General features: G+C 71.1%; 19 protein-coding genes. 11 read left to right on the top strand and 8 right to left on the bottom strand.

Annotated elements, in window-relative coordinates:
* Nucleotides 1–82: 82 nt before the first annotated feature.
* Both glp and galU read right to left on the bottom strand, forming a co-directional pair.
* Nucleotides 83–1,429 carry a molybdotransferase-like divisome protein Glp gene (glp, locus tag ACZ6B8_RS32175; protein WP_471609493.1) on the bottom strand — a complete coding sequence of 449 codons (1,347 nt, stop codon included), beginning with the start codon at nucleotides 1,427–1,429 and terminating at the stop codon, nucleotides 83–85.
* 4 nt (nucleotides 1,430–1,433) lie between these two features.
* On the bottom strand, nucleotides 1,434–2,345 hold the full coding sequence (gene galU / locus ACZ6B8_RS32170; RefSeq protein WP_471085546.1) for a UTP--glucose-1-phosphate uridylyltransferase GalU: 912 nt from the start codon (nucleotides 2,343–2,345) through the stop codon (nucleotides 1,434–1,436).
* 93 nt (nucleotides 2,346–2,438) lie between these two features.
* Here galU and ACZ6B8_RS32165 point away from each other — a divergent pair, with 93 nt between their 5' ends.
* Nucleotides 2,439–3,062, top strand: a complete 624-nt coding sequence (locus ACZ6B8_RS32165; protein ID WP_471609492.1) for a 5-formyltetrahydrofolate cyclo-ligase — start codon at nucleotides 2,439–2,441, stop codon at nucleotides 3,060–3,062.
* Nucleotides 3,063–3,143: 81 nt separating this feature from the next.
* On the opposite strand, the gene ACZ6B8_RS32160 is transcribed toward ACZ6B8_RS32165, so the two are convergent.
* Nucleotides 3,144–6,002 (bottom strand): penicillin acylase family protein, encoded by a 2,859-nt coding sequence (locus ACZ6B8_RS32160; protein WP_471609491.1) that lies wholly within the window; start codon nucleotides 6,000–6,002, stop codon nucleotides 3,144–3,146.
* A 243-nt stretch (nucleotides 6,003–6,245) separates the two neighbouring features.
* Here ACZ6B8_RS32160 and ACZ6B8_RS32155 point away from each other — a divergent pair, with 243 nt between their 5' ends.
* The 6 genes from ACZ6B8_RS32155 (at nucleotide 6,246) to mscL (ending at nucleotide 12,000) form a co-directional block, all read left to right on the top strand.
* A complete protein-coding gene (locus ACZ6B8_RS32155) occupies nucleotides 6,246–7,751 on the top strand; it encodes a potassium/proton antiporter (RefSeq protein WP_471086030.1) in 1,506 nt (501 codons plus the stop codon).
* A 238-nt stretch (nucleotides 7,752–7,989) separates the two neighbouring features.
* Entirely contained in the window at nucleotides 7,990–9,261 is a 1,272-nt protein-coding gene (locus ACZ6B8_RS32150) for an MFS transporter (protein ID WP_471085537.1), read from the top strand.
* Nucleotides 9,262–9,328: 67 nt separating this feature from the next.
* Nucleotides 9,329–9,661 carry an FmdB family zinc ribbon protein gene (locus ACZ6B8_RS32145; protein ID WP_471085534.1) on the top strand — a complete coding sequence of 111 codons (333 nt, stop codon included), beginning with the start codon at nucleotides 9,329–9,331 and terminating at the stop codon, nucleotides 9,659–9,661.
* 96 nt (nucleotides 9,662–9,757) lie between these two features.
* Nucleotides 9,758–10,612 carry an S-methyl-5'-thioadenosine phosphorylase gene (locus tag ACZ6B8_RS32140; protein WP_471085531.1) on the top strand — a complete coding sequence of 285 codons (855 nt, stop codon included), beginning with the start codon at nucleotides 9,758–9,760 and terminating at the stop codon, nucleotides 10,610–10,612.
* A gap of 179 nt (nucleotides 10,613–10,791) precedes the next feature.
* The gene (locus ACZ6B8_RS32135) at nucleotides 10,792–11,340 is read left to right on the top strand and encodes a hypothetical protein (RefSeq protein ID WP_471085528.1); all 549 of its coding nucleotides are present in this window, start codon (nucleotides 10,792–10,794) and stop codon (nucleotides 11,338–11,340) included.
* A 183-nt stretch (nucleotides 11,341–11,523) separates the two neighbouring features.
* Entirely contained in the window at nucleotides 11,524–12,000 is a 477-nt protein-coding gene (gene mscL / locus ACZ6B8_RS32130) for a large conductance mechanosensitive channel protein MscL (protein ID WP_471085525.1), read from the top strand.
* A 43-nt stretch (nucleotides 12,001–12,043) separates the two neighbouring features.
* Here mscL and ACZ6B8_RS32125 read toward each other — a convergent pair whose 3' ends face one another.
* The 5 genes from ACZ6B8_RS32125 to nirB all read right to left on the bottom strand — a co-directional run bounded on the left by ACZ6B8_RS32125 (nucleotide 12,044) and on the right by nirB (nucleotide 20,198).
* Nucleotides 12,044–12,265: a hypothetical protein gene (locus tag ACZ6B8_RS32125; protein WP_471085522.1), complete on the bottom strand. Its 222-nt coding sequence runs from the start codon at nucleotides 12,263–12,265 to the stop codon at nucleotides 12,044–12,046.
* Between the two features lie 49 nt (nucleotides 12,266–12,314).
* A complete protein-coding gene (gene pflA / locus ACZ6B8_RS32120; protein WP_471609490.1) occupies nucleotides 12,315–13,136 on the bottom strand; it encodes a pyruvate formate-lyase-activating protein in 822 nt (273 codons plus the stop codon).
* A 114-nt stretch (nucleotides 13,137–13,250) separates the two neighbouring features.
* Nucleotides 13,251–15,521, bottom strand: coding sequence for a formate C-acetyltransferase (pflB, locus tag ACZ6B8_RS32115; protein WP_471085516.1), 2,271 nt, complete (start codon nucleotides 15,519–15,521; stop codon nucleotides 13,251–13,253).
* 315 nt (nucleotides 15,522–15,836) lie between these two features.
* Complete coding sequence (locus tag ACZ6B8_RS32110) at nucleotides 15,837–17,270, bottom strand: NarK family nitrate/nitrite MFS transporter (protein WP_471085513.1); 1,434 nt, start codon at nucleotides 17,268–17,270, stop codon at nucleotides 15,837–15,839.
* A gap of 135 nt (nucleotides 17,271–17,405) precedes the next feature.
* Entirely contained in the window at nucleotides 17,406–20,198 is a 2,793-nt protein-coding gene (nirB, locus tag ACZ6B8_RS32105; RefSeq protein WP_471609489.1) for a nitrite reductase large subunit NirB, read from the bottom strand.
* 341 nt (nucleotides 20,199–20,539) lie between these two features.
* Here nirB and ACZ6B8_RS32100 point away from each other — a divergent pair, with 341 nt between their 5' ends.
* From ACZ6B8_RS32100 to ACZ6B8_RS32085, 4 genes are all read left to right on the top strand, one after another.
* Nucleotides 20,540–21,478 carry a sirohydrochlorin chelatase gene (locus tag ACZ6B8_RS32100; RefSeq protein WP_471609488.1) on the top strand — a complete coding sequence of 313 codons (939 nt, stop codon included), beginning with the start codon at nucleotides 20,540–20,542 and terminating at the stop codon, nucleotides 21,476–21,478.
* A gap of 67 nt (nucleotides 21,479–21,545) precedes the next feature.
* Nucleotides 21,546–22,667 carry a P1 family peptidase gene (locus tag ACZ6B8_RS32095; protein ID WP_471609487.1) on the top strand — a complete coding sequence of 374 codons (1,122 nt, stop codon included), beginning with the start codon at nucleotides 21,546–21,548 and terminating at the stop codon, nucleotides 22,665–22,667.
* A 219-nt stretch (nucleotides 22,668–22,886) separates the two neighbouring features.
* Nucleotides 22,887–24,104, top strand: coding sequence for a L,D-transpeptidase (locus ACZ6B8_RS32090; RefSeq protein ID WP_471085501.1), 1,218 nt, complete (start codon nucleotides 22,887–22,889; stop codon nucleotides 24,102–24,104).
* Nucleotides 24,105–24,300: 196 nt separating this feature from the next.
* Nucleotides 24,301–25,089 (top strand): DUF6227 family protein, encoded by a 789-nt coding sequence (locus ACZ6B8_RS32085; protein ID WP_471085498.1) that lies wholly within the window; start codon nucleotides 24,301–24,303, stop codon nucleotides 25,087–25,089.
* The last annotated feature ends 76 nt before the right edge of the window (nucleotides 25,090–25,165 follow it).

The following is a 25,165-nucleotide window of genomic DNA, read 5'->3' as shown; positions in this document are numbered from 1 at the left end:
GCTTGGCGCTCCCGGTCCGGGCCCCGCGCGGTGCGGCGCGCGGGCCTGTTGTGCGCGACACGGTACCCCGCGACCGGCCCGATCAGCCGAGCAGGACCACCTCGACATCCGCGCCGGGCTCCACCGACGTGGTGTCCTCGGGGACGACGATCAGCGCGTCCGCGTGCGCGAGGGCGGCGATCAGATGCGAGCCGGTGCCCCCGACCGGCGTCACCCGCCGCGCGTCGGCGTCGTACCGCCCCCGCAGGAACTGGCGGCGGCCGGCGGGCGAGTTCAGCGCCTTGTCCACCAGCAGCTCCGCGCGCGCGGTGGGCCGCTGGACCTGGGGCAGGCCCATCAGGGTGCGGATCGCGGGGCGCACGAAGAGCTCGAAGGAGACGTACGAGGAGACCGGGTTGCCCGGCAGCGCGAGCAGCGGGGTGTGGTCGGGGCCGATGGCGCCGAAGCCCTGCGGCTTGCCCGGCTGCATGGCGAGCTTGCGGAACTCCACGCCGCTGCCCGCCCCGATGCCGTCCTCGGCGTCCGGGTCGCCGATGGTGCTCAGGGCCTCCTTCACGACGTCGTACGCCCCGACGCTGACGCCGCCCGTGGTGACGATGAGGTCGGCGCGGATCAGCTGGTCCTCGATGGTGGAGCGGAGCGTCTCCGCGTCGTCGGCGACGGCTCCCACGCGGTAGGCGATGGCCCCGGCGTCGCGGGCGGCGGCGGTCAGGGCGAAGCTGTTGGAGTCGTAGATCTGGCCCTCGGCCAACTGCTCGCCGGGCTGGATCAGTTCGCTGCCGGTGGACATGACGACCACGCGCGGGCGGGGGCGGACCTTCACCGTGCCGCGGCCGATGGCGGCGAGCAGGGCGATCTGCGGGGGCCCGAGGACGGTGCCGGCGGTCAGGGCCCGGTCGCCGGTCTGCACGTCGCTGCCGCGCGCGCGGACGTGGGCGCGGGCCTCGGCGGGGCGGTGCACGCGGACCTCGCCCGACGCGCCCTCGGGCGAGGCGCTGTGGGCGCGCATTGCGGAGACGGGGCCTTCGCCGAGGCCTCCGTCGGTCCACTCCACGGGGACGACGGCCTCGGCGCCAGGGGGCAGCGGGGCGCCGGTCATGATGCGGGCGGCCTGGCCCGCGCCGACGGTGGGCTGCCGGCCCGCGCCCGCGGCCACGTCGCCGATGACGGTGAGGACGGCGGGGAACTCCTCGCTCGCGCCCGCCACATCGGCGACCCGTACCGCGTACCCGTCCATGGAGCTGTTGTCGAAGGGCGGCAGCGAGACGGGCACCGTGACGTCCTCGACCAGGACACAGTCCTGGGCGTCGAGGAGTTGGAGCTCGATGGGTTCGAGCGGACGGACGGTCTCGAGGATGTCGTCCAGATGCTCGTCCACCGACCAGAACGGCTGCCGGTCGGTGGTCGGTGTCGCCGTGCTGCTGCTCAAAGTGCTACATCTCCTCGGTGACGTAACGGCGAAGCCAGGCCTTGAAGTCCGGGCCCAGATCTTCACGTTCGCACGCGAGTCTGACAATGGCACGCAGATAGTCGCCGCGGTCACCGGTGTCATAGCGGCGGCCCTTGAAGACCACGCCGTGCACCGGGCCGCCGACCTTCTCGTCGGCCGCGAGCTGCTGGAGGGCGTCGGTGAGCTGGATCTCGCCGCCGCGGCCCGGCTCCGTCTTGCGCAGTATGTCGAAGATGTGGGGGTCGAGGACGTACCGGCCGATGATCGCGTAGTTCGACGGCGCGTCGGCGGCGTCGGGCTTCTCGACCAGGTCGGTGACCTTGACGACGTCGCCGTCCTCGGTGGCGTCGACCGCCGCGCAGCCGTACAGGTGGATCTGCTCGGGGGCCACCTCCATCAGGGCGATGACGCTGCCGCCGTGCCGCTCCTGGACCTCGACCATGCGGGCGAGGAGGGGGTCGCGGGGGTCGATGAGGTCGTCGCCGAGGAGGACGGCGAACGGCTCGTGACCGACGTGCGGCGCGGCACACAGGACGGCGTGACCGAGCCCCTTGGGGTCGCCCTGGCGCACGTAGTGCATGGTCGCGAGGTCGCTGGACTCCTGGACCTTGGCGAGGCGGGCCTCGTCGCCCTTCTTCAGGAGGGCCGATTCCAGTTCGTAGTTGCGGTCGAAGTGGTCCTCCAGGGGGCGCTTGTTGCGACCCGTGATCATGAGGACGTCATCGAGGCCCGCGGACACGGCCTCCTCGACCACGTACTGGATCGCCGGCTTGTCGACGACCGGCAGCATCTCCTTGGGGGTGGCCTTGGTGGCCGGCAGGAAACGCGTGCCCAGGCCCGCCGCGGGGATGACCGCCTTGGTGATCCGGGGGTGGGGGGGGTGAGACTCAGTCATGCGGCCACCATATCCGGTGCGTATGTGCGGAATCTGTGGGTCCAGATAATTCGGTGGCATATGTACTCATCAGGAAGGAAATGGGAGATCCCCATGAACGGAACCAGCGGTACCGACCCCGAGGACCAGCCAACCAAGCACAGGTTGCGGCGGGACTTCCTCGCGGTGAGAAGCGGGTTGACTGGGGATGACGCGCGGAAGGCGGCCGTGGTTCTCGCCGAGCGCGCACGGGAACTCCCCGAGCTCGCCGCCGCGCACACGGTGGCGGCGTACGTCTCCGTGGGCGGCGAGCCCGGCACCCGCGCCCTGCTCGACGCCCTCCACGCGCGCGGGACCCGCGTCCTGCTGCCGGTGCTGCTTCCCGACAACGACCTGGACTGGGGCGTGTACGAAGGAGCGGACTCGCTGGCCCGCGTGCAACACCGGGGCAAGATGGCGCTGTTGGAGCCCGCCGGGGCGCGGCTCGGGCCGGACGCCGTCCTCGCGGCGGACGCCGTGCTGCTGCCGGGGCTCGCGGTCGACACGCGCGGCATGCGGCTCGGGCGCGGCGGCGGCAGCTACGACCGGGTCCTGGCCCGCCTGGAGCGCGGGGACGCCGACCCGGCGCTGGTGGTGCTCCTGTACGACTCCGAAGTGGTCGCGCACGTCCCCGCGGAGGCGCACGACCGGCCGGTGCACGCCGTGGTGACGCCCTCGGGGGTGCGGCGGTTTCGCTGAGGAAGCCGAAAGGGCCCTCCACGCGCGCGTGGAGGGCCCTTTCAGCTGGTGCCGTGGTTCAGGTGGTGCCGTGGGTGGCCGTCAGTGCCGCAGCACCAGCGTGTCGCTCGTGCTGTCGTCGACCGCCTTCTTGTCGAAGGCCCACGGCAGGAGTTCGCCCTTGGCCCACTTGTCCGTCTGGTCGGTGTAGTGGTCGTTGTAGGCGTGCCCCGAGGCGCCGGTGAGGTTGATCCACTTGGACTTGTCGAGGTCCTTGAGGTTGACCACCATCCGCATGGAGGGCACCCAGATCACCCCGTAACCGCCCGCCGCGTTCCAGCCGGTCGCGTTGACCGCGGCCTCGCCGCCGCCGAGGTTCCACGGGCCGCGGTTCAGGACGAACTGCAGCCAGCCGGGGCCGTCGGTGCCGAGCGTCTGGTTCTTCAGCGTGAGCCGGTGCAGGCGGCCCCAGCTCCAGGTGTCGACGTCCTTGCCCAGCTTGGCCGTCAGGTCCCAGCGCGCGTCCTCCAGGGCCCGCTTGAACAGCTGGTCGCGGTTCTTGGTCTCCGCGTCCGTGCGGGTGGCGGGCGCCTTCCACCAGTCGTTGGTCCGGTCGTCGATGATCCTGCGGACCACCTCGTAGTAGCGGTCGCCGCCGTCGGGCTGGGCCGCGTCCGCGTCGCGCTCACCGCACTCGCGCACCTTCTCGCCCTCGTCGGCCGGGCCGGTGTTGCCGGCCGGCTCCACGCTCAGGCACTGCCCCTTGACGCGCAGCTCCTTGGGGAGCTTGTTGCCGAAGGCCAGCTTGAGGATGTTGCGCCAGACGGAGTTGAAGTACGCGGCGGCCGCCGAGTCGGCGTCCTGGGTGTAGTCCCAGCCCTCCAGGAGCTTCTGCGCCTCGCGGACGTACTTGTCCTTGACGTCGATCTTCAGCAGCTTGGGCACCAGCAGCTTGGCGATCTCGCTGCTGTTGTCCATCTGCATGAGGCGCATGTCCTCGGTGGAGATCTTGCCGCCGTTCTTGATCTTCGACTGGATGAGGTCGTCGATCCGCTGGCTGCGCGCCCCGTAGCCCCAGTCCGAGGTCAGCTTGTACGGGTACTTGTCCTCGTCGACCACGGCCTGGTTGGCGGTGACGATGTAGCCGCGCTTGGGGTTGTACTCGTAGGGCAGCGCGCCCTGCGGGATGTAGCCGGTCCAGCGGTACTCCGGGTCCCAGCCGGGCGCCGGGAGCGAGCCGTCGCCCTTGCCGCGGGTGGGGATCCTGCCGGGCGCCTGGTAGCCGATGTTGCCCTTGGTGTCGGCGTAGATCAGGTTCTGGGAGGGCACCTCGAAGGAGGCGGCCGCCTTGCGGAAGTCCGTGAAGTTCTTCGCCCGGTTGAGGTCGAAGACGGCGTCCATGGACTTGCCCGGGGACAGCGCGGTCCAGCGCAGCGCCACTCCGTAGCCGTCGCCCCGGTCGGGCGCGGCGCTGTCGACGCCGGCCTTCTTGCCGACCTTGACCAGTTCGTCGTCGCGGTCGGAGATGAGCGGACCGTTGTTGGTCTCGCGGACCGTGATCTTCTTCGACGCGCCGCCGGCGACCTTGATGGTCTCCTCGCGCGTGGTGAACGGCTTCACCTTCTCGCCGTACTGGTACCCGTCCCCGGTGAACTTCTCCAGGTAGAGGTCCGTGACGTCGGCGCCCAGGTTCGTCATGCCCCAGGCGATCTCCTTGTTGTGGCCGATGACCACGCCCGGCATGCCGGAGAAGGTGTAACCGGAGACGTCGTAGCCGCACTTGTCGGAGACCGCGCGGCAGTGCAGGCCCATCTGGTACCAGACCGAGGGCAGCTGCGGGGCCAGGTGCGGGTCGTTGGCGAGGAGCGGCTTGCCGGTGATCGTGTGCTTGCCGGAGACGACCCAGGAGTTCGAGCCGATGCCGTTGCCGTTCGGGCCGAGGATGGCCGGGACCTCGTCCAGCGCGTCGGAGAGGCCGGAGAGCTGCGAGGTCATCCCGGAGGGTGCCTGGGTGCCACCGGCGATGCCGGTGCCCGCCGTGCCGGAGCCGCTGCCGGACCGGGTGTTGGTGCCGGTGCCGGTACCCGTACCGCCGGTACCCGTACCGCCGGTACCCGTGCCCGTACCCGTTCCGGAGCCCGTCCCCGTGCCCGTACCGGCACCCACGCCGGATTCGGTGCCCTCGGGGTCGTACTCCTTGGTGGCGGCGCTGTAGGCGCCCTCCTGGACGATCGGCTTGTTCCGCTTGTACGGGTACTCGGGGTACAGGTCCTTGATCTGCGAGGGGCCGAGGCGGCTCGTCATCAGGGAGCGGTCGATCTCGTCCTGCATGTTGCCGCGCAGGTCCCAGGCCATGGCCTTGAGCCACGCCACGGAGTCGACGGGCGTCCACGCCTGCGGCTTGTAGTCGTTCTCGAAGCCGAGCGCCGCGTACTCGACGGAGATGTCCTCGCCGTCCTTGCCGTCGAGGTAGGCGTTGACCCCCTTGGCGTACGCCTGGAGGTACTTCTTCGTCTCCGGCGAGAGCTTGGAGTCGTACTCCTTCTTCGCCACCCGGTGCCAGCCGAGCGTGCGCAGGAACTCATCGGTCTTGACCTGGCCCTTGCCGAACATCTCGGAGAGCCGCCCGGAGGTCATGTGGCGACGGACGTCCATCTCCCAGAAGCGGTCCTGCGCCTGGACGTAGCCCTGTGCCATGAACAGGTCGGCGTCGGAGTCGGCGTAGATCTGCGGGATTCCGTTTCCGTCCCGCTGCACGTCGACGTTGCCGTCCAGGCCGTCGAGCTTGATCGACCCCTTGGTCTGCGGGAAGGAGGCGCGCACGGTGCTGACGCTCCAGTACGCGCCGAAGCCGATGCCTCCGACGATGGCCAGGACCAGGACGATCACGACGAGTCGGGCTCGGCGCCCCTTCTTCTTGCCGGACTTATGACCGGAAGAGGCGGTGGTGTTGGAGGGCATCGCTGTCCTTGCTGTCCTTACGCGAGCGGCAGGGCGGGCTTGGCGGGCTGTGCTGTCGACTTGGGCGGCTCTGGGAGCGCTGGAGCAACCATAGGCGCAGGGCGTTGCGGCTCCGGACGCGGAGTCAGGAACCCGGCCCTCATGAGATCGAATAGTCATTCGACGGCGTCAAGAAAGCGTTAACAATTAGGTAAGGTAACGAAGTACCAGGATCCGCAGGATCCACGGAGGAAGGAACGGCCCCTGACTGTCCACCACCTCAACCAGCTCCTGCTCGTCTGCTCGCTCGTCCTGCTCGTCGCGGTGGCGGCGGTCCGTGTCTCGTCGCGCAGCGGGCTCCCCAGCCTGCTCCTCTACCTGGGCATCGGCGTCGCCATGGGCCAGGACGGCGTCGGCGACGTCCACTTCAACAATGCCGAACTGACCCAGGTCATCGGCTATGCCGCGCTGGTCGTGATCCTCGCCGAGGGCGGCCTCGGGACGAAGTGGAAAGAGATCAAACCCGCCCTGCCCGCGGCGGCCGTCCTGTCGACGGTGGGGGTCGCGGTGAGCGTCGGCGTCACGGCGGCGGGCGCCCACTATCTCGTCGGGCTCGAATGGCGGCAGGCACTGATCATCGGCGCGGTGGTCTCCTCCACGGACGCGGCGGCGGTCTTCTCGGTGCTGCGCAAGGTGCCGCTCCCCTCGCGCGTCACGGGCGTCCTGGAGGCCGAATCGGGGTTCAACGACGCTCCCGTGGTGATCCTGGTGGTGGCGTTCTCCACGGTGGGCCCGGTGGACGACTGGTACGTACTGCTCGGCAAGATCGCCCTGGAGCTGGCGATCGGCGCCGCGTTCGGCCTCGCGGTCGGCTGGCTCGGCGCGTTCGGCCTGCGGCACGTGGCGCTGCCCGCCTCCGGCCTCTACCCCATCGCCGTCATGGCGATCGCCGTCACCGCGTACGCCGCCGGGGCCATGGCGCACGGCAGCGGCTTCCTCGCCGTCTACCTCGCCGCGATGGTGCTGGGCAACGCCCGGCTGCCGCACTGGCCGGCCACCCGGGGCTTCGCCGAAGGGCTCGGCTGGATCGCCCAGATCGGCATGTTCGTCCTGCTCGGCCTGCTGGTCACCCCGCACGACCTGCTCGACGACACCTGGCCCGCGATCCTCATCGGCCTGGTCCTGACCGTGGTGGCGCGCCCCCTGGAGGTCGTCGTCAGCCTGCTGCCGTTCCGTATGCCCTGGCAGGAGAAGGCGCTGCTGTCCTGGGCCGGCCTGCGCGGCGCCGTGCCCATCATCCTGGCGACCATCCCGATGGTCAGCGACGTCGAGGACAGCCAGCGGATCTTCAACATCGTCTTCGTCCTGGTCGTCGTCTACACCCTCATCCAGGGGCCCACACTGCCCTGGCTGGCCAGGAAACTGCGGCTCGGCGACTCCTCCGAGGCCGCCGACCTGGGCGTCGAGTCCGCTCCCCTGGAGCGGCTCCAGGGACACCTCCTGTCGGTGGCCATCCCCAAGGGCTCCCGCATGCACGGCGTGGAGGTCGGCGAGCTGCGGCTGCCCCCGGGTTCCGCGGTCACGCTGGTGGTGCGGGACGGAGAATCGTTCGTCCCGTTGCCGACCACGGTGCTGCGGCGCGGCGACGAGCTGCTCGTGGTGGCGACGGACCCGGTGCGGGACGCCGCCGAGAAGCGGCTGCGCGCGGTCGGCCACGGCGGCAAGCTGGCCAGTTGGCTGGGAACCGACGGAGAAAAACACCAATCGTAGGTGGCGGGGGTCTCATCGGCTGCGATCGCACGGCCAAATGAGACCCTCCCCTGTACGATGAAGGCACCTGATCGAACCAACTCTGCCTGAAGCAGAGCTGGCGCGACCGTATGGCGGCCGGTGACGCCCTCGCAGTGGGCCCCGGCATCTACCGCAGTTCCGCGCAAGAGGACAGCTCTCGGCACCGGCTCCCGCACAACGGGAGGACGCGCTACCAGGCGGCAGAAAGGCACGGGCCGTGGCATCCACGGTCACCGAATCCCGCCCCGGCTACGGACAGCTGCTGCGCACCCCGCGCGCCTGGACGTTCCTGCTGCCCGGCTTCGCGGCGCGTCAGCCGTTCGCGATGCTGACCATCTCCATCGTGCTGCTCGTGCAGCACACCACCGGCTCGTACGGCGCCGCCGGCGCCGTCTCGGCCGTCACCGGCGTCTCCATGGCGCTCTTCGCGCCCTTCAGCGGCAAGCTCGCCGACCGTTTCGGCCAGCGCGCCGTGCTGCTGCCCGGCGTCCTCGTGCACTCCGCGTCCGTGGTCACCCTGACGGTCCTCGCGCTCTCCGACGCGCCCCTGTGGGCGCTCTTCGTGGCCGCCGTGCCCGCGGGCGCCTCCACGCCGCAGATCGGCCCCATGGTGCGGGCCCGCTGGGGCGTCAAGCTCCAGGACTCCCCGCTGGCCACCACCGCGGCCGCCTTCGAGTCGGTCACCGACGAGCTGACCTTCGTCCTCGGCCCGCTGGTGGCGACCGCGCTGTGCACCACCGTCACCCCCTCCGCCGGTCTCCTCACCGAGGCCGGGCTCACCCTGGTCGGCGGTCTGCTCTTCGCCGCGCAGAAGAGCACCCAGCCCAAGCCGTCCGCGCACCACGACGAGCACGCGCGCGTGGAGCACGTCTCCGCGCTGCGCGTCCCCGGAATCCGCGTCCTGATCGCCACCTTCCTCGGCATCGGCGCCGTCTTCGGCGGCATGCAGGTCTCGCTGGCCGCCTTCACGGAGTCCATCGGCGAGCCCGGCCTGAACGGCGTCCTGTACGGCACGTTCGCGGCCGGCAACATGCTCTCCGGAGTCGTCTGCGGCGCCATCGCCTGGAAGGTCTCCCCGCAGCGCCGCCTGCTCGTCGGCTACACGGCGCTGACCCTGATGGCCTCCGGCCTGTGGGCCGCGCACTCCGTGCTGCTGCTCGCCGGCCTCGGCCTGCTGGTCGGCGTCTGCATCGCGCCCGCGCTGATCACCGGCTACACGCTGGTCGACAAGCTGGTCGCGCCGACCGGCCGCACGGAGGCCTTCACCTGGCTGACCGGTGCGGTCGCGCTCGGTCAGGCGGCGGCCGTCACGGTCGCCGGACAGCTGGAGGACCGCCTCTGGGACGGGGCCGGATTCCTGGTCCCGCTGGGCGGCACGGCACTGGCCCTCGCGGTCCTCGTGACCCTCCGCTCGCGGCTCGTCCCCAAGGCCCCGGGCCGCACCGTGGCGCGTGGCGTCGGTCACCGCGTGCCGGTGACGGTGGACTGATCCCGCGGAATAGGTCACTATGGAGCGTCGTTAGCACTCATCGAGTGAGAGTGCCAGGAGGAAGCAAGTGCCGACGTACCAGTACCAGTGCACCGAGTGCGGCGAAGGCCTCGAGGCGGTGCAGAAGTTCACCGATGACGCCCTGACGGAGTGCCCCAGCTGCAACGGACGCCTCAAGAAGGTGTTTTCGGCAGTCGGCATCGTCTTCAAGGGCTCCGGCTTCTACCGCAACGACAGCCGCGGCTCGTCGTCCAGCAGCACGCCGTCGACCTCGTCGTCGAAGTCCGCCTCGTCCTCCTCCTCGGCGGACTCGAAGGCTGCTTCGTCCTCCTCGTCCTCGGACTCCAAGTCCTCCGGCTCCTCCTCGTCGACGTCCACGTCGTCGAGCTCGGCCGCCTAGGACTCACCGCACGTCCTCCGTGCGACCCCGCCGTCCTGTGACGGCGGGGTCGTCGGCGTTCGCCCCGGTCGCTTCCCGCCCGGATACTGTGCGCCCATGGTGAACACGGCGAACCCCGCGCGGGCCGAGATCGGCGTGATCGGCGGCTCCGGCTTCTACGCCTTCCTCGACGACGTGACCGAGGTCCAGGTCGACACGCCCTACGGGGCCCCGAGCGACTCCCTCTTCCTCGGCGGGATCGCGGGGCGGCGCGTGGCCTTCCTGCCCCGCCACGGCCGCGGCCACCATCTGCCGCCGCACCGCATCAACTACCGCGCCAACCTCTGGGCGCTGCGCTCGGCGGGCGTACGGCAGGTGCTCGGACCCTGCGCGGTCGGCGGGCTGCGGCCCGAGTTCGGACCCGGCACGCTGCTCGTGCCCGACCAGCTCGTGGACCGCACCCAGGCACGCGCCCAGACGTACTTCGACGGGGCTCCGCTGCCCGACGGCAGCGTCCCGAGCGTCGTGCACGTCTCGCTCGCCGACCCCTACTGCCCCGCCGGACGTGCGGCCGCGCTGCGTGCGGCACGCGGCCGTGACTGGCAGCCGGTGGACGGCGGGACGCTCGTCGTGGTCGAGGGGCCGCGGTTCTCGACCCGGGCGGAGTCGCGCTGGTATGCGGCGCAGGGCTGGTCGGTGGTGGGCATGACCGGCCACCCCGAGGCGGCGCTCGCCCGGGAACTGGAGCTCTGCTACACGTCGTTGACGCTGGTCACGGACTTGGACGCGGGCGCGGACACCGGCGAGGGCGTCTCGCACGACGAGGTGCTCCGGGTGTTCGCCGCCAACGTGGACCGGCTGCGGGGCGTCCTGTTCGACGCGGTGGCGGGGCTTCCGGCGGAGGAGGAGCGGCGGGGCTGCCTGTGCGCCGGGGCGCTGGGCGGGGTGGATCCGGGGATTCCGCTGTCGTGAGAGTCGGAGGGGGCTGAGGCCCGAGGGGTGCGGAGGGCACCGCGAGGGGCGGAACTTCCCCTTCGGGTGAGGCGGTTGTCCACAACCGGTGAGTAGTCCACGGGCGTCAGCGGGAAGCGGCGCGGGCCTGCATCGTGAGAGCGCAAGCCCGGTTCCTCGCACCGCAGGCGGTGGTCGTCGTGACGCACGTTCCTCCTCAGACCCGGCCGGCAGACGGCTGCCCGGTCCCCCACTTCCCGCCCGTGCGGGTGCGCGGCGGGCATCCGCGGCTGCGCCGGCTGCTGCGGCACAGACGACGGGCCCTGGCCGTGGGACTGGCGATGACCGCCGCGGCCCTCGCGGCCGGCACGCCTCGCTCCTCGGCGCCGGACCCCGCCCAGCGGGCGGTGGCGGCAGAACCGGCGCGGGAGGCAGGGGCGGCCGGGGGCGCGTCCGGAGGTCTCGCGGGGCGGGCGACGGTGACCGCTCCGGTGCGGATCGCGGATGCGGACGCCGTGCGTCTGCTGCGCCCCGGCGACCGGGTCGACGTGATCGCCGCCGACGGTTCGTCCGGTGGCGGCGCGGAACCCCGCGTGGTGGCGGCCGGCGCGCGGGTGGCCGCGGTGCCGGAGCCGGCCGAGGGCCCCGCCGAGAGCGGCGCGCTGGTGGTCTTCGCCGTGCCGGGCCCGACCGCGGCGCGGCTCGCGGGGACCGCGGCGACCACGCGGTTGGCGGTGACGCTGCGATGAACGACCTTGCGCCGCACGCTCTCGTGGTGACCGACCCTGTACTGAATTCGAACGTTCACGATCGCACTGACAGCCTGTCAAGTAATCCGTTGGGGACGCCGAATTGGACAGGTCGGCCCGGGTCTGACGTAGGTTGCGAAGTTGTTTGTTCCGCAACACGCACATGCAACGAAAGGCCTTGTGGTGAGCGAGAAGAAGGAACCGGGCGTCTGGGACGGCTTCAAGGCCTTCCTGATGCGCGGCAATGTCGTCGACCTGGCGGTCGCGGTGGTCATCGGCGCCGCGTTCACGAACATCGTGAACTCGGTGGTCAAGGGTGTCATCAACCCGCTCGTCGGCGCCTTCGGGACGAAGGACCTCGACCACTACCACTCGTGCCTGAAGTCCCCCTGCGAGATGAACGCCGCGGGCGAGGTCTCCAAGGGCATCCCGATCATGTGGGGTTCCGTGCTCAGCGCGGTGCTGAGCTTCGTGATCACCGCGGCCGTCGTGTACTTCCTGATGGTGCTGCCCATGTCCAAGTACCTGGCGCGGGTGGCGGCCAAGCGCGCCGAGAAGGAAGGCACCAAGGAGGTCATGGAGATCACCGAGCTGGAGGTGCTCAAGGAGATCCGCGACGCCTTGGTGGCGCAGCGCGGCTCGGGTCATCGCGAGGAGTAGCGCGGCGGGCCTGCCGGGGCCCGGAGGGGCGGGCGGGGCGGGCTCAGAGGTGGTGGGGCGGCTTCTCGTCGAGGAAGCGCGCGAGGTCGGCGGCGCTGTCGCGGCCGGCCTCGGCCCGCTCGCCCCACCCTCGGTCCGTGTCGTCCGAAGACTGCTGCGACAGCGGGTCGTCGAAGATCAGCGCGTTCCCCGGCTGCTTCTTCGGGTCCTCGGAGGTCTTCGGCTTGTCCGGATCTCGCGGTTCGGGGGCGGGGGCGGGGCTCATGTCTCCAGGGTACGCCGGGGGCGCGGGCGGCTTCCGCCAGCAGCCGCCGTCAGATGGCCTTGAGGCCCTGAGCTGCGAAGATCTCCTTGGCCTCGGCCACCTGTGCCAGGGTGGGCGAGGGGGTGTCGCGGAGGGTGAAGTCCTTGCCGAGCCCGTCCCACTTCGCCTCGCCCAGCTTGTGGAAGGGCAGCACGTCGACCCGCGAGACGTTGCCGAGCGAGGCGGCGAAGCGGGCGACGCCCTCGATGTTCGCCGGGTCGTCGGTCAGTCCGGGGACGAGGACGAAGCGCACCCAGGCCTCCTGGCCGAGGCCGGCCAGCCGGTGGGCGAAGTCGAGGGTGGGCCGCAGGGGACGCCCGGTGACGTGCTGGTACGTGGCGGGGTCCCAGGACTTGATGTCGAGCAGGACCAGGTCCACGTCGCGGAGCAGCGCGTCGGTGGCGCGGGCGCCGAGGAAGCCGGACGTGTCGAGCGCGGTGTGCAGACCCAGTTCGTGCTTGAGGCGGTGCAGGAGTTCGCCGGTGAAGACGGGCTGCAGGAGGGGTTCGCCGCCACTGACGGTGGCTCCTCCCCCGGCGGCGGCGATGAACCGGGTGTACTTGGCGGCCTCGGCGATCACCTCGTCGGCCGTGGTCCGCTTGCCGTCGCGCATCCGCCAGGTGTCGGGGTTGTGGCAGTACCGGCAGGACAGCGGGCATCCGGAGAGGAACGTGACGAAGCGCGTCCCCGGTCCGTCCACACCGGTGGACAGGTCCCAGGAGTGGACCGAGCCGGTGACGGGGCGGTGGGTGGCGGCCGCCGCGGGGGTGGCCGCGTCCTCGTCGCCGCCACGGGGGCGGACGGGGATGTCGTTACCGAGCAGAACAGCCATGGCGGAACTCCCGAACTACTGGCAGAGCGTGGTGTGCGCGGCGCCCGGGGCCGGGGTGAGGGCCCGGCCCCGGGGCCGCGGATCGGGGGCGGCCCCCTGGTGGGGGCCGGGGGCTCAGAGGGAGCCGTGGAAGGTGCGGTTGATGACGTCGAGCTGCTGGTCACGGGTGAGCCGGATGAAGTTCACCGCGTATCCGGAGACCCGGATGGTCAGCTGCGGGTAGTTCTCCGGGTGCGCCATGGCGTCCTGCAGTGTCGCCTTGTTCAGGACGTTGACGTTCATATGGAAGCCGTCACTCGCCATGAAGCCGTCCAGGACGCCGGCGAGGTTCGCGATCCGCTCCTCGGGGGTGCGGCCGAGCGCGTCCGGGGTGATGGTGTTGGTCAGCGAGATGCCGTCCTCGGCGTCGTCGTAGTCGAGCTTGGCGACCGACATCGCGGAGGCGATGTAGCCGTGCTCGTCGCGGCCGTTCATCGGGTTGGCCCCGGGGGCGAACGGCTCGCCCGCGCGGCGGCCGTCGGGGGTGTTGCCGGTCTTCTTGCCGTAGACGACGTTCGAGGTGATGGTCAGCACCGACTGGGTGTGCACCGCATCGCGGTACGTCGGGTGCTTGCGGACCTTCTCCATGAAGTCGTGCACGATGCGGCGGGCGATCTCGTCGGCGCGGTCGTCGTTGTTGCCGTAGGCGGGGTAGTCGCCCTCGATCTCGTAGTCGACGGCGAGGCCCGTCTCGTCGCGGATCACCTTCACCTTGGCGTGCTTGATCGCCGAGAGGGAGTCGGCGGCGACCGAGAGGCCCGCGATGCCGCACGCCATGGTGCGCAGGATCTCCTGGTCGTGCAGCGCCATCTCGATGCGCTCGTAGGCGTACTTGTCGTGCATGTAGTGGATGACGTTGAGCGCGTGCACGTACGTCTTGGCCAGCCAGTCGAGCATCCTGTCGTAGCCGCGCACGACCTCCGCGTAGTCCAGGTACTCGCCCTCGATGGGCGTGAAGCCCTCGACGATGGTCTTGCCGGACTTCTCGTCGCGGCCGCCGTTGATCGCGTAGAGCAGGGCCTTGGCGACGTTGACGCGGGCGCCGAAGAACTGCATCTGCTTGCCGACGGCCATCGCCGAGACGCAGCAGGCGATGGCGGTGTCGTCGCCGTACTTGGGCCGCATCAGCTCGTCGGACTCGAACTGGATGGCCGAGGTGTCGATGGCGGCCTTGGCGGCGAACTCCTTGAAGCCCCGCGGCAGTCGCCGCGACCAGAAGACCGTCAGGTTGGGCTCGGGGGCCGGGCCGAGGTTGTAGAGGGTCTGCAGGGCGCGGAAGGTGGTGCGCGAGACGAGCGGGCGGCCGTCCTCGCCGATGCCGGCCATCGACCAGGTGACCCAGGTGGGGTCGCCGGAGAAGCCCTCGTTGTACTCGGGGGTGCGCAGGAAGCGGACGATGCGGAGCTTGATGACGAAGTCGTCGATGAACTCCTGGGCCTCGGCCTCGGTGAGGCGGCCCGCCTCGATGTCGCGCTGCAGGTAGATGTCGAGGAAGTTGTCGATGCGGCCGATCGACATGGCCGCGCCGTTCTGCTCCTTCACCGCGGCGAGGTAGGCGAAGTACAGCCACTGGATGGCCTCGCGGCCGGTGGTGGCGGGCCGTGCGATGTCGTAGCCGTACGACATCGCCATGTTCTTCAGTTCCGTCAGGGCCTTGATCTGCTCGGAGATCTCCTCGCGGCCGCGGATGACGTCCTCGGTCGCCCACTGTTCGCCGAGGGCGGCCTTGTCGGCCTCCTTCGCGGCGATGAGGCGGTCGACACCGTAGAGGGCGACGCGGCGGTAGTCGCCGATGATGCGACCGCGGCCGTAGGCGTCCGGCAGGCCGGTGATGATGCCGGAGGAGCGGCAGGCGCGGATCTCGGGCGTGTAGGCGTCGAAGACGCCTTCGTTGTGGGTCTTGCGCAGGTGCGTGTAGACGTCCCTGACCTCCGGGTCGGCCTCGTAGCCGTAGGCGTTGAGGGCGCCTTCGACCATGCGCCAGCCGCCGTTGGGCATGATGGCGCGCTTGAGCGGGGCGTCGGTCTGCAGGCCGACGATCAGGTCCCGGTGGTCGGCGGCGGTGCCGTCGACGTAGCCCGGCTTGAAGGCGTCGATGCGCGAGGGGGTCTTCACGTCCACGTCGTGGATGCCGCGCTCGATCTCCTCGGGGAACATCGAGAGGAGCTTCTGCCAGACCTGGGTGGTGCGTTCGGTCGGGCCGGCGAGGAAGGAGTCGTCCCCTTCGTACGGGGTGTAGTTCTGCTGCACGAAGTCGCGGACGTCGATGGCGTCCCGCCACAGACCGCCCTTGAAGCCCTCCCAGGCCTCGCCGTTCACTGTCGTTTCCGCAGGAGTGGCAGTCATGACGCGCACCTTCCGTATCGCTTCTTCGCTACGCCTCCATTCCACTCCTGTTCAGCCGGAGAAAGGGGCCGCAATGGTCCTCGCTTGAGGGACGGAGGTCCCTTTCTGGCGCAGCAGAATTCGAGTTCACCCATGTTGACCTGGTATTTCTCCCGGTACTTTGGACCCAAGTTCGCTTGTGAAAGTATTCACAAGAATTCCGGGGACATCTCGTGGTACGCGCGGTGCGCGCCGCACGCACCGGCAAAAAGAGGACGGGCCGAGTGCTCCCACACTCGACCCGCCCGGACCGTGTCGCTCACGCCTCTCGGGGCGTCAGCTGGGCGACTCCGCGCCCTTGCGGGCGTAGCACCACCAGGTGACCGCGATGCAGCTGACGTAGAAGGCCACGAAGCCCCACATCGCGCTGGTGACCGCGAAGTTGGCGAACATCGCCGGGATGAAGAAGAAGCCGTACGCCGCGATGGCGGAGGTGAAACCGGTGACGGCGCCCGCCTCCATCTCCGACTGCTTCAGCGCCTTCGCGTACTCGGGCGTGCCCTCGGTCAGGCCCTTCAGGTGCTGGTTGCGGAAGATCACCGGGATCTGGCGGAACGTGGAGCCGTTGCCGATGCCCGAGAAGAAGAACGCACACAGGAAGCAGGCGAAGAAGCCCCAGAAGTTGCCGTTGTCGCCGCCGGAGGGCAGGAAGTTGATCACGCCGATGATCGAGAGCGCCATGCCGACGAACGAGATGATGGTGACCCGCGCGCCGCCGATCTTGTCCGCGATCCAGCCGCCGGCCCACCGGGCGAGCGCGCCCACGGCCGGGCCCATCCAGGCGTAGGTGGCCGCGGAGTAGGCCGCGTCGATCGGGGTGAACGTGGTCTTGATCAGCATCGGCAGGGCCGCGGCGAAGCCGATGAAGGAGCCGAAGGTGCCGACGTAGAGCCAGGTCATCAGCCAGTTGTGCTTGCGCTTGAAGATGATCTTCTGCTGGCTGAAGGGGGTGGAGGCCACCTTGAGGTCGTTCTGGCCGAACCAGGCGACGACGGCCAGGATCACCAGGACCGGCACCCACAGGAACGCCGCGTTCTGCAGCCAGACCGGCGTGCCGTCGCCCTTGTGCTGGGCCGAGCCGACCGCGATGACCGAGCTGGTGATGACGATCGGGGTGAGCAGCTGGACGACGGAGACGCCGAGGTTGCCGAGACCGCCGTTGATGCCGGTGGCGTTGCCCTTGTCCTTCTTCGGGAAGAAGAAGCCGATGTTGGCCAGGGACGAGGCGAAGTTGGCGCCGCCGATGCCGCACAGGGCCGCGATGGCGATCATCACGCCGTACGAGGTGTCGGGGTTCTGAACCGCGATGCCGAGCCAGATCAGCGGGACGACCAGAACGATCGTGGAGAGCGCGGTGAACCGGCGCTGCCCGATCATCGGGCCGAGGAAGGTGTAGAGGATGCGGGCGGTGCCGCCGGTCAGGCCCGGGACCGCCGTCAGCCAGAACAGCTGGGAGGTGGAGAAGCCGAAGCCGACGTCCTTGAGGTTGGTCGCGGTGACCGACCACACCTGCCAGACCACGAAGGCGACGAGGAGGGCGGGGACCGCGATCCACAGGTTGCGCGCGGCGACCCTGCGGCCGGTGGACTTCCAGAAGAGTTCGTTCTCCGGCTCCCAGTCGGTGATGGTCTTACCGGGCCGGTACTGCGCGGGGTCGTACGAGGTGCCCGTCGGCGCGGTCCGCGTCGCTTGGGCGGCAGGCGATCTCATGTTGGTTCCCAGTTCGCTCAGGGTCCCGACCTTGCTACGGGGCCTGACACATCCACGATCACGCGCGGCGGCTCGCCGCAGCAGAGGCGTAGGGCACCTGCCGGCCAGGCCGAAGAGCGCGAAGGTGACGGGACTTCAGGCCTGTGCGGCCGGTTCTCCCGCGGGGATCTCGTGCACCGGCAGCGCGACCGTCGGGTCGTCCAGACAGCGGCCGGTCCGCAGGTCGAACTCCTGCTTGTGCATCGGCGACGTCACGACGGGGCGGCCGTCGCGGGTGCCGAGGATGCCGTGGGCGATCACGTCGGCGCCGGAGAAGGGGTCGCGGTTGCCGACCGCGTAGACCCGGCCCGCGCCGTCCTTGAAGAGCGCGGCCTCGGAGCCGTCGGGCAGCACCGCGACCCGGCCGCGCCCCGGCTCGAGGAACTCGGGCGCGGGCCGCGCGAGGTGCTGCTCGAAGCGGGCGAGGGCCTGCGGGTCGTCGAGGACGGCCTGCCACTCGTCGCGGTACGCCGCCGCGTGCCGGTCCATCTGGGCCTCCAGGTCGGCGCAGATGCCCAGCGAGTCGTCGATCAGGACCGACCGGAGGTGGTCGAGGCCGCCGATGCGCTCGAACCACGGTGCGGTGCGCTCCAGGCGCTCGCCGGTCCGCAGGTAGTACATGAGGAAGCGGTCGACGAGGCGGAGGAGCTCGGCGGTGGACAGGTCGGCGGCGAGCAGGTCGGCGTGGCGCGGGGAGGCGCCGCCGTTGCCGCAGACGTAGAGGTTCCAGCCGCTCGCCGTGGCGATGACGCCGATGTCCTTGCCGCGGGCCTCGGCGCACTCGCGCAGGCACCCCGAGACCCCGCCCTTGATCTTGTGCGGGGTGCGCAGGCCGCGGTAGCGCAGCTCCAGGTCGATGGCGAGCCGTACGGAGTCCCCCTGCCCGAAGCGGCAGAACTTGGCGCCCACACAGGACTTCACCGTGCGCAGCGACTTGCCGTAGGCATGGCCGGACTCCAGGCCGGCGTCGACCAGGCGTCGCCAGATCGTGGGGAGTTGGTCGGCGCGAGCGCCGAAGAGGTCGATGCGCTGACCGCCGGTGATCTTCGTATAGAGGTCGAAGTCGCGGGCGACCTCGCCGATCGCGATGAGCTGGGCCGGGGTGATCTCACCGCCGGGGACGCGTGGGACGACGGAGTAGGTGCCGTCCTTCTGGAGGTTGGCCAGGAACAGGTCGTTGGAGTCCTGGAGGGTGGCCTGCTCGCCGTCCAGGACGTGGCGCAGGCCGAGTTCGGGTGCGAGCGAGCCCAGGACGTTGCCGACGACGGGCTTGCAGACGGCGCAGCCCTCGCCGCCCTGGCCGTGCCGTGCGAGCAGTTCGGAGAAGGAGCGGATGCGCTCGGTGCGGACCGTCTCGTAGATCTCGGCGCGGGTCAGCGCGAAGTGTTCGCACAGGCCCTTCGACCGCTCGATCCCGGCGGCGGTGAGCTCAGCGTCGAGGACGGACTGGAGGGTGGAGAGACAACCGCCGCAGCCCGTGCCGGCCTTGGTGCACCGCTTGATGCCGCCGATGTCGGTGAGGGAGTTCTCGGCGACGGCGGTGCGTACGGCGCCCTTGGTGACGTTGTGGCAGCTGCAGACGACGGCGTCGTCGGGGAGGGTGTCGGCGCCCGGGAGACCGGCGCCGGCGAGGTCCGCGGCCACGGCGGGCAGGACGTAGGCCTGTGGCGGGGCGGGCAGGGGGCGGCCCGCGTGCGGTCGCAGGGTGCCGTAGGCGTCGGCGTCACCGACGAGGATGCCGCCGAGCAGCTGCCCTTCCGGACCGAGCAGCAGCTTCTTGTAGACGCCCTCCCGGGTGTCGGAGAAGACGACGGAGACGGCGCCGCCCTCCTCCCCCTCGGGCGCGAAGGGATCGCCGAAGGACGCGACGTCGGCGCCCATCAGCTTCAGCTTGGTGGAGGTGTCGGCTCCGGTGAAGAGCGAGACGCCGTCCCCGGCGAGGGCGTCGGCGGCCGCCTCGGCCATCTGGTAACCGGGGGCGACCAGGCCGTAGACACGGCCGTCGGCGCACTGGGCGCACTCGCCGATGGCGTAGATGTAGGGGTCGGTGGTCCGGCAGTGTTCGTCGACGACGACGCCGCCCCGGTCGCCCACGGCCAGGCCGGCCTCACGGGCGAGGCGGTCCCGTGGGCGCACCCCGGCGGAGAAGACGACCAGGTCGGCGTCGAGGGTGCGGCCGTCGCTGAGGGTCAGTGCGCACACGGCCCCGTCGTAGTCCGTCTCGACCCGGCTCGCTCCGACCCCTGTGTGCACGGCCACGCCCATCGACTCGATGGTGGCGCGCAGCGCGGCGGCGCCGCCGTCGTCGACCTGGAGGGGCATCAGGCGGGGGGCGAACTCGACGACGTGGGTGCGCAGTCCGAGGGTGCGCAGGGCGCCCGCCGCCTCCAGGCCGAGGAGCCCGCCGCCGATGACGACGCCGGTGGTGCGGTCCTCCGCGGCGGCGTACGCGGTGAGGGTCTCGACGTCGTACAGGGTGCGGTAGGTGAAACAGCCGGGGGCGTCCGCACCGTCGATGGGCGGCACGAAGGGGTAGGAGCCGGTGGCGATGACCAGGGCGTCGTAGGGGACGGTGGCGCCGGAGGTCGTGGTGACCGTGCGGGTGGCGGTGTCGATGTGCTCGGCCGGGTCGCCCAGGCGCAGGTCGATGCCGTACCGGGCGAGGAAGCCGGCGTCGCAGAGGGAGAGTTCGGCGTCGGTCGCTCCGGTGAATGCGGCGGAGAGGTGGACGCGGTCGTAGGCGGGCCGGTCCTCCTCGGCGAGCACGGTCACCTGCCAGCCGGGGCCCTGCGGGGCGGCGGGGTCGGCGAGGGCGCCGCGCTCGGCGAGCAGTTCCAGGAGGCGGTGTCCCACCATTCCGTGGCCGATGACCACCAGGGTCTGCTGCATGGGGGCACACTCCGTCGGTCGAGGTGGGTGTGGTGGCGGGGACGGGTGGGGCGGTGGGGCTCGTCCCCTATGACGGTAGGCCCGGGGAAAGGGGTGGACCAGTCGGCCAAGGACCTCTCCGGGAGGGTCCAACGACCCCTGGAGTCGGGGCCTTTGGCGGCGCCCGTACGGCGGGGCCGGGCGTAGCGTCGGCGCTGACGGGCTGCTTCCCGGCATCATGCGCGGCCCGGCGCGATGCGGGTTCCGGGGCGGGCGTGCGGCGACACCACGTCCCCGTCCCGGGCCCGCTCGCGAAGACCTCCGGTCTCCGGCTTCTCCTCCAGCTCCGGACGGGGTGAACGGTGCGACCTCTCGTACTCGCCGTGCACGGCAGCCCGCTGCCCGGTGCCGACCGCACCCTGCGGCGGCTCTGCGGCCAGGTCGAGCGGATCGCCGGGGTGCGGCCCGTCGTCGGCCACCTCGACCACCAGTCGCCCTCACTCGCCGAGGTGCTGCGCGAGGGCGCCGTCGTCGTCCCTCTCCTCCTGGGCGACGGCTACCACCGCACCGTCGACATCCCGGCCGTCGTGCACGGCGGCGGCTGCGTACTCGCGGAGAGCCTCAGCGGGGAGCCGGCCGTCGCGCTCGCGCTGCGCGATCGGTTGCGGGACGCGGGGCTGCGGGCGGGGCCGGGGGCGGCGCGGCCGGGGGCCGTGCCTCTCCCGGGGCTCCCGGCGGGACTCCGTCCATGCCTCGTCCCCGAGTTCGGCCGGCTCCGCGACTCTGGCGGGTTCCACCGGTTCCGCGGGTTCCATCGGTTCCCCGGGTTCAGCGCGGAGGCGGCAGGGGCCGAGGCCGTCGTGCTCGCCGCCGCCGGGTCGTCGCGCCCGGGTGGCAACGACGGGGCCCGCACCGCCGCAGGGCGACTGCGGTTGCTGCTGCCCGGGGTTCCGGTCCGCACCGCGTACTGCTCGGCCACCGGGCCCACCGTCCCCGACACGGTCGCGGCGTTGCGGGCCGCCGGGCACCGAAGGGTCTTCGTGGCCACGTTCCTGCTCGCCCCGGGCCGGTTCACGGCCGCGCTCGGCGAAGCCGGTGCGGACGCGGTGGCCGAGCCCCTCGCGGACCACCCGCAGGTGGCCCGGCTCGTGGCGCGGCGGTACGAGTGGGCGGCGGGAGGAGTGGAGGGAGGAGCGGAGGCCGGAGTGCCGGGCGCCGCACTCCGAGAGCTCGGCGCCGCCCCGAGCCAGGGCGCCACCCGAAAGCTCACCGTGCGGGCGCCGCGCCCCGGTTGCCGGTGAGCGAGGGTGGTACGCCTACCTCATGACCTCTGAGCCCCCTGTGCCACCTGTGCCCCCTGTCCCCTCAGTGCCTCCTACGCCCTCCGCCCCCTCGCCCCACACCCCCAGCTCCCCCACCCCCGACTCCCTCACCGACGTCGCCCTCGCGTCCGACTCCCCCACCCCCGGCTCCCTCACCGACGTCGCCGGGCTCAGGGTCGGTCATGTCACGTGGGCCGGGGGCGGGCGGCTCACCGGGACCACCGTGGTCCTCGCGCCCGAGGGCGGTGCCGTCGCCGCCGTGGACGTGCGCGGTGGCGGGCCCGGCACGCGGGAGACGGACGCCCTGGACCCGCGCAATCTGGTGCAGCGCGTCGAGGCCGTCGTCCTCACCGGCGGCAGCGCGTACGGGCTCGATGCCGCGTCCGGGGTGATGGCATGGCTGGAGGAGCAGCACCGGGGCGTGCGGGTCGGCCCGGAGCCGTCCCACGTCGTCCCCGTCGTCCCGGCCGCCTGCGTCTTCGACCTGGGGCGCGGCGGCGACTTCGGGGCGCGGCCCGACGCGGCGGCCGGGCGGGCGGCGGTCGAGGCGGCCGCGCGCACGGCGGAGTTCAGCCCCGTCGAGGAGGGCAACGTCGGCGCGGGCACGGGCGCGGTGGTCGGCAGGTTCAAGGGCGGTGTCGGCAGCGCGAGTGTCCGCCTCGACTCAGGTGTCACGGTCGCCGCGCTGGTCGTGGCGAACGCCGCGGGCTCGGGGGTCGATCCGGAGACGGGCGTGCTGTACGGGAGGTACTTCGCGGGGCGGCGGGTGACTCACCCCGCGCCCGAGGTCCACGCGGAGGCGACGCGGCGCCTCGACGAGGCCGCGGCGGAGAGCGGCGCGCCCCCGTTGAACACCACGCTGGCCGTCGTCGCCACGGATGCCGAACTCACCAAGGCCCAGGCGCAGAAGCTGGCCGGCACCTCGCACGACGGCATGGCGCGCGCGGTGCGGCCCGTCCACCTGCTCAACGACGGCGACACGGTCTTCGCCCTCGCCACCGGAGAGCACGCCCTGGCCGCCGAACGCCCCCTCGCCCTCAACGAGATCCTCGCCGCGGGCGCGGACATGGTGACGGCGGCGATCGTGCGGGCGATGCTCGCGGCCGAGTCCGTGCGGACGCCGGGCGGCACCTTCCCCGCGTACCGCGATCTCTACGGGAACCACTGAGGGCGTGCGATGAGAGGGGGTGTTGGAGGCGAGGAAGGGGTACGGAAAGAGGGGGCGCCAAAGAGGAGCAATACGGGCAAATGCAGTTCACCGAGGGCCCGTTGAGATCCCGCGAGGGCCCGGGAATGTGCCCACACTCACACCGTGCCGCGGGAACCTCCAACCCGCACAGGTCGCTCTTTACTCGTACTGGATCAGAACACGTACTTGGAGCAGCCCGTGACAAGGTCGGTCATAGTCAACCCCCGGCGCCGTGCCCTGCTGGCCGCCACCGCGCTCGCCGCCGTGGGCGCGCTGACCCTGTCGGCCTGCGGGGGTGACGCGGACGCCAAGGACGACAAGAAGGGCGGGGCTTCGGCCGCCAAGGGCGCGGACATCACCATCTCGTCGAAGGACGGCGCCACCGACGCCTCGATCAACGCCACCGGCGTCAAGGTCGCCGGCGGCAAGCTGACGAGCGTGAAGATGACGTCGGTGACGTCCGGCGCCGCGGTCGAGGGCGCCATCTCCGGCGACGGCACCAGCTGGAAGCCCAAGTCCCAGCTGGAGCGCGGCACGAAGTACAAGGTGACCGCCAACGCCAAGGACGACAAGGGCAACGCGGCGACCGAGAACGCGACGTTCACCACGGTCTCCTCGGCCGACAGCTTCATCGGCACCTACACGCCGGACGGCGGCGCCACCGTCGGCGTCGGCATGCCGGTCTCCTTCACCTTCGACAAGGCGATCACGGAGAAGAAGGACGTCCAGTCGCACATCAAGGTGACGTCGAGCAGCGGCCAGCAGGTCGTCGGCCACTGGTTCGGCAACCAGCGCCTGGACTTCCGGCCGGAGGAGTACTGGAAGGCCGGCTCCAAGGTCACCATGAAGATCGACCTGGACGGCGTGAAGGGCGCGAACGGCGCCACCGGCGTGCAGAACAAGACGGTCACCTTCACCGTCGGCCGGGCGCAGGTCTCCACCGTCGACGTCCAGGCCAAGAAGATGACGGTCGAGCGGGACGGCAAGGTCATCAAGACCGTCCCGGTCTCCGCGGGCAGCCCGTCGAACCCGACGTACAACGGCAAGATGGTCATCTCGGAGAAGTTCACCCAGACCCGGATGAACGGCGACACGGTCGGCTTCGGCGGTGAGTACGACATCAAGGACGTGCCGCACGCCATGCGCCTGTCCTCGTCGGGCACGTTCATCCACGGCAACTACTGGGGTTCGCCCTCGATCTTCGGCAGCGCCAACACCAGCCACGGCTGCGTCGGTCTCCAGGACGCGCGGGGCGCGGGCGACCCGAACACCCAGGGCGCCTGGTTCTTCAGCAACTCCCTGATCGGCGACGTCGTGACGGTCAAGGGCTCGCCCGACAAGACCATCGCCCCGGACAACGGCCTCAACGGCTGGAACATGTCCTGGAGCGAGTGGACGGCGGGCAGCGCGAGCTGACGCGGAGACCGCCCGCGAGCTGACGCGAACCGCCTGTGACCTGGGCGGCAGCACCTCGACGGCACCTCCCGACCGCGCGAGCCACGCGGGAACTTCCCGCGTGGCTCGCGCGTTTTCCCGTTCCCGGGCACGATGTCCGACCCAGGGGCTACGGTATGCACTCACCAGGTGACATGTAGCAACGCCGGGAGAAGCCTTGAGCGTTCCGTACGACACTGCGTACGAGCCACCCGAGTCGCCCGAACCACACTCCCCGGAGGAGCACCTCGAGCGACTCCTCGGCCGTGCGATGAACTCCTTCGACCTGCCGGACGAGGTCGTCGCGCGCCTCGACTCCGCGCTCGCGCACGACAGTTCGCTGCACTCGGCGCACCACAGCTCGGGCCTGCACCGCGAGACGTTCAGGCACACCTGGCTGCTCGCGGACGCGTCGGTGCTCACGCTCTGGGAGCTGGTCCACAACACGGCACCCGGCAGCCCGCCGAGGCACGAGATCTACGCCGACGAGGAGGAGGCCGGCGTCGCCACGTCGCGGCTGCCGCTGCCGCCCGATCCGCCCGGCTGTGGCCGTCCGGTCGTGCTCGACCTCCCGGCCGACTCCGAGCCCCGGCACACGTACGTGCCGGACGGCTCCGCGGACCACGCCCGCCGGCTGCTGCGCCGCGCCGAGAACCCCGACGCGGACCGGCCGGGCACGAGTGTCGAACTGCTGCTGCGGGCGGCGTTCGCGCACCGGATCACCCAGGCCTTCGGCCGCCCCTGCCTGGCCGGCGAGGTGCGCATGTGCTTCTCGCTCTACGAGCACGCGTTCCTGCTCTTCGACGGCGGCGAGACCAGCCTGTGGGAGGTCGAGCACACCCTCACGCCCGACGGTCGGCACATGTGCGAGGTGTACGACACCGAGGCGGCGGCCCGCGCCGCGATGGAGCGCAGGGCCCGCGACTGGACCCAGGGACGGGGGCAGCGGCGGGCGGCGGAGGCGTAACGGCCGACCGCGGCCGGAGCGCGGGCGCAGACCCCGGCAGGACCGGCAGGACCGGCAGACTGGCAGGACCGGCACC

The organism is Streptomyces sp. NPDC041122 (assembly GCF_055592445.1).
This window is presented reverse-complemented; position numbering and strand designations above follow the sequence as displayed.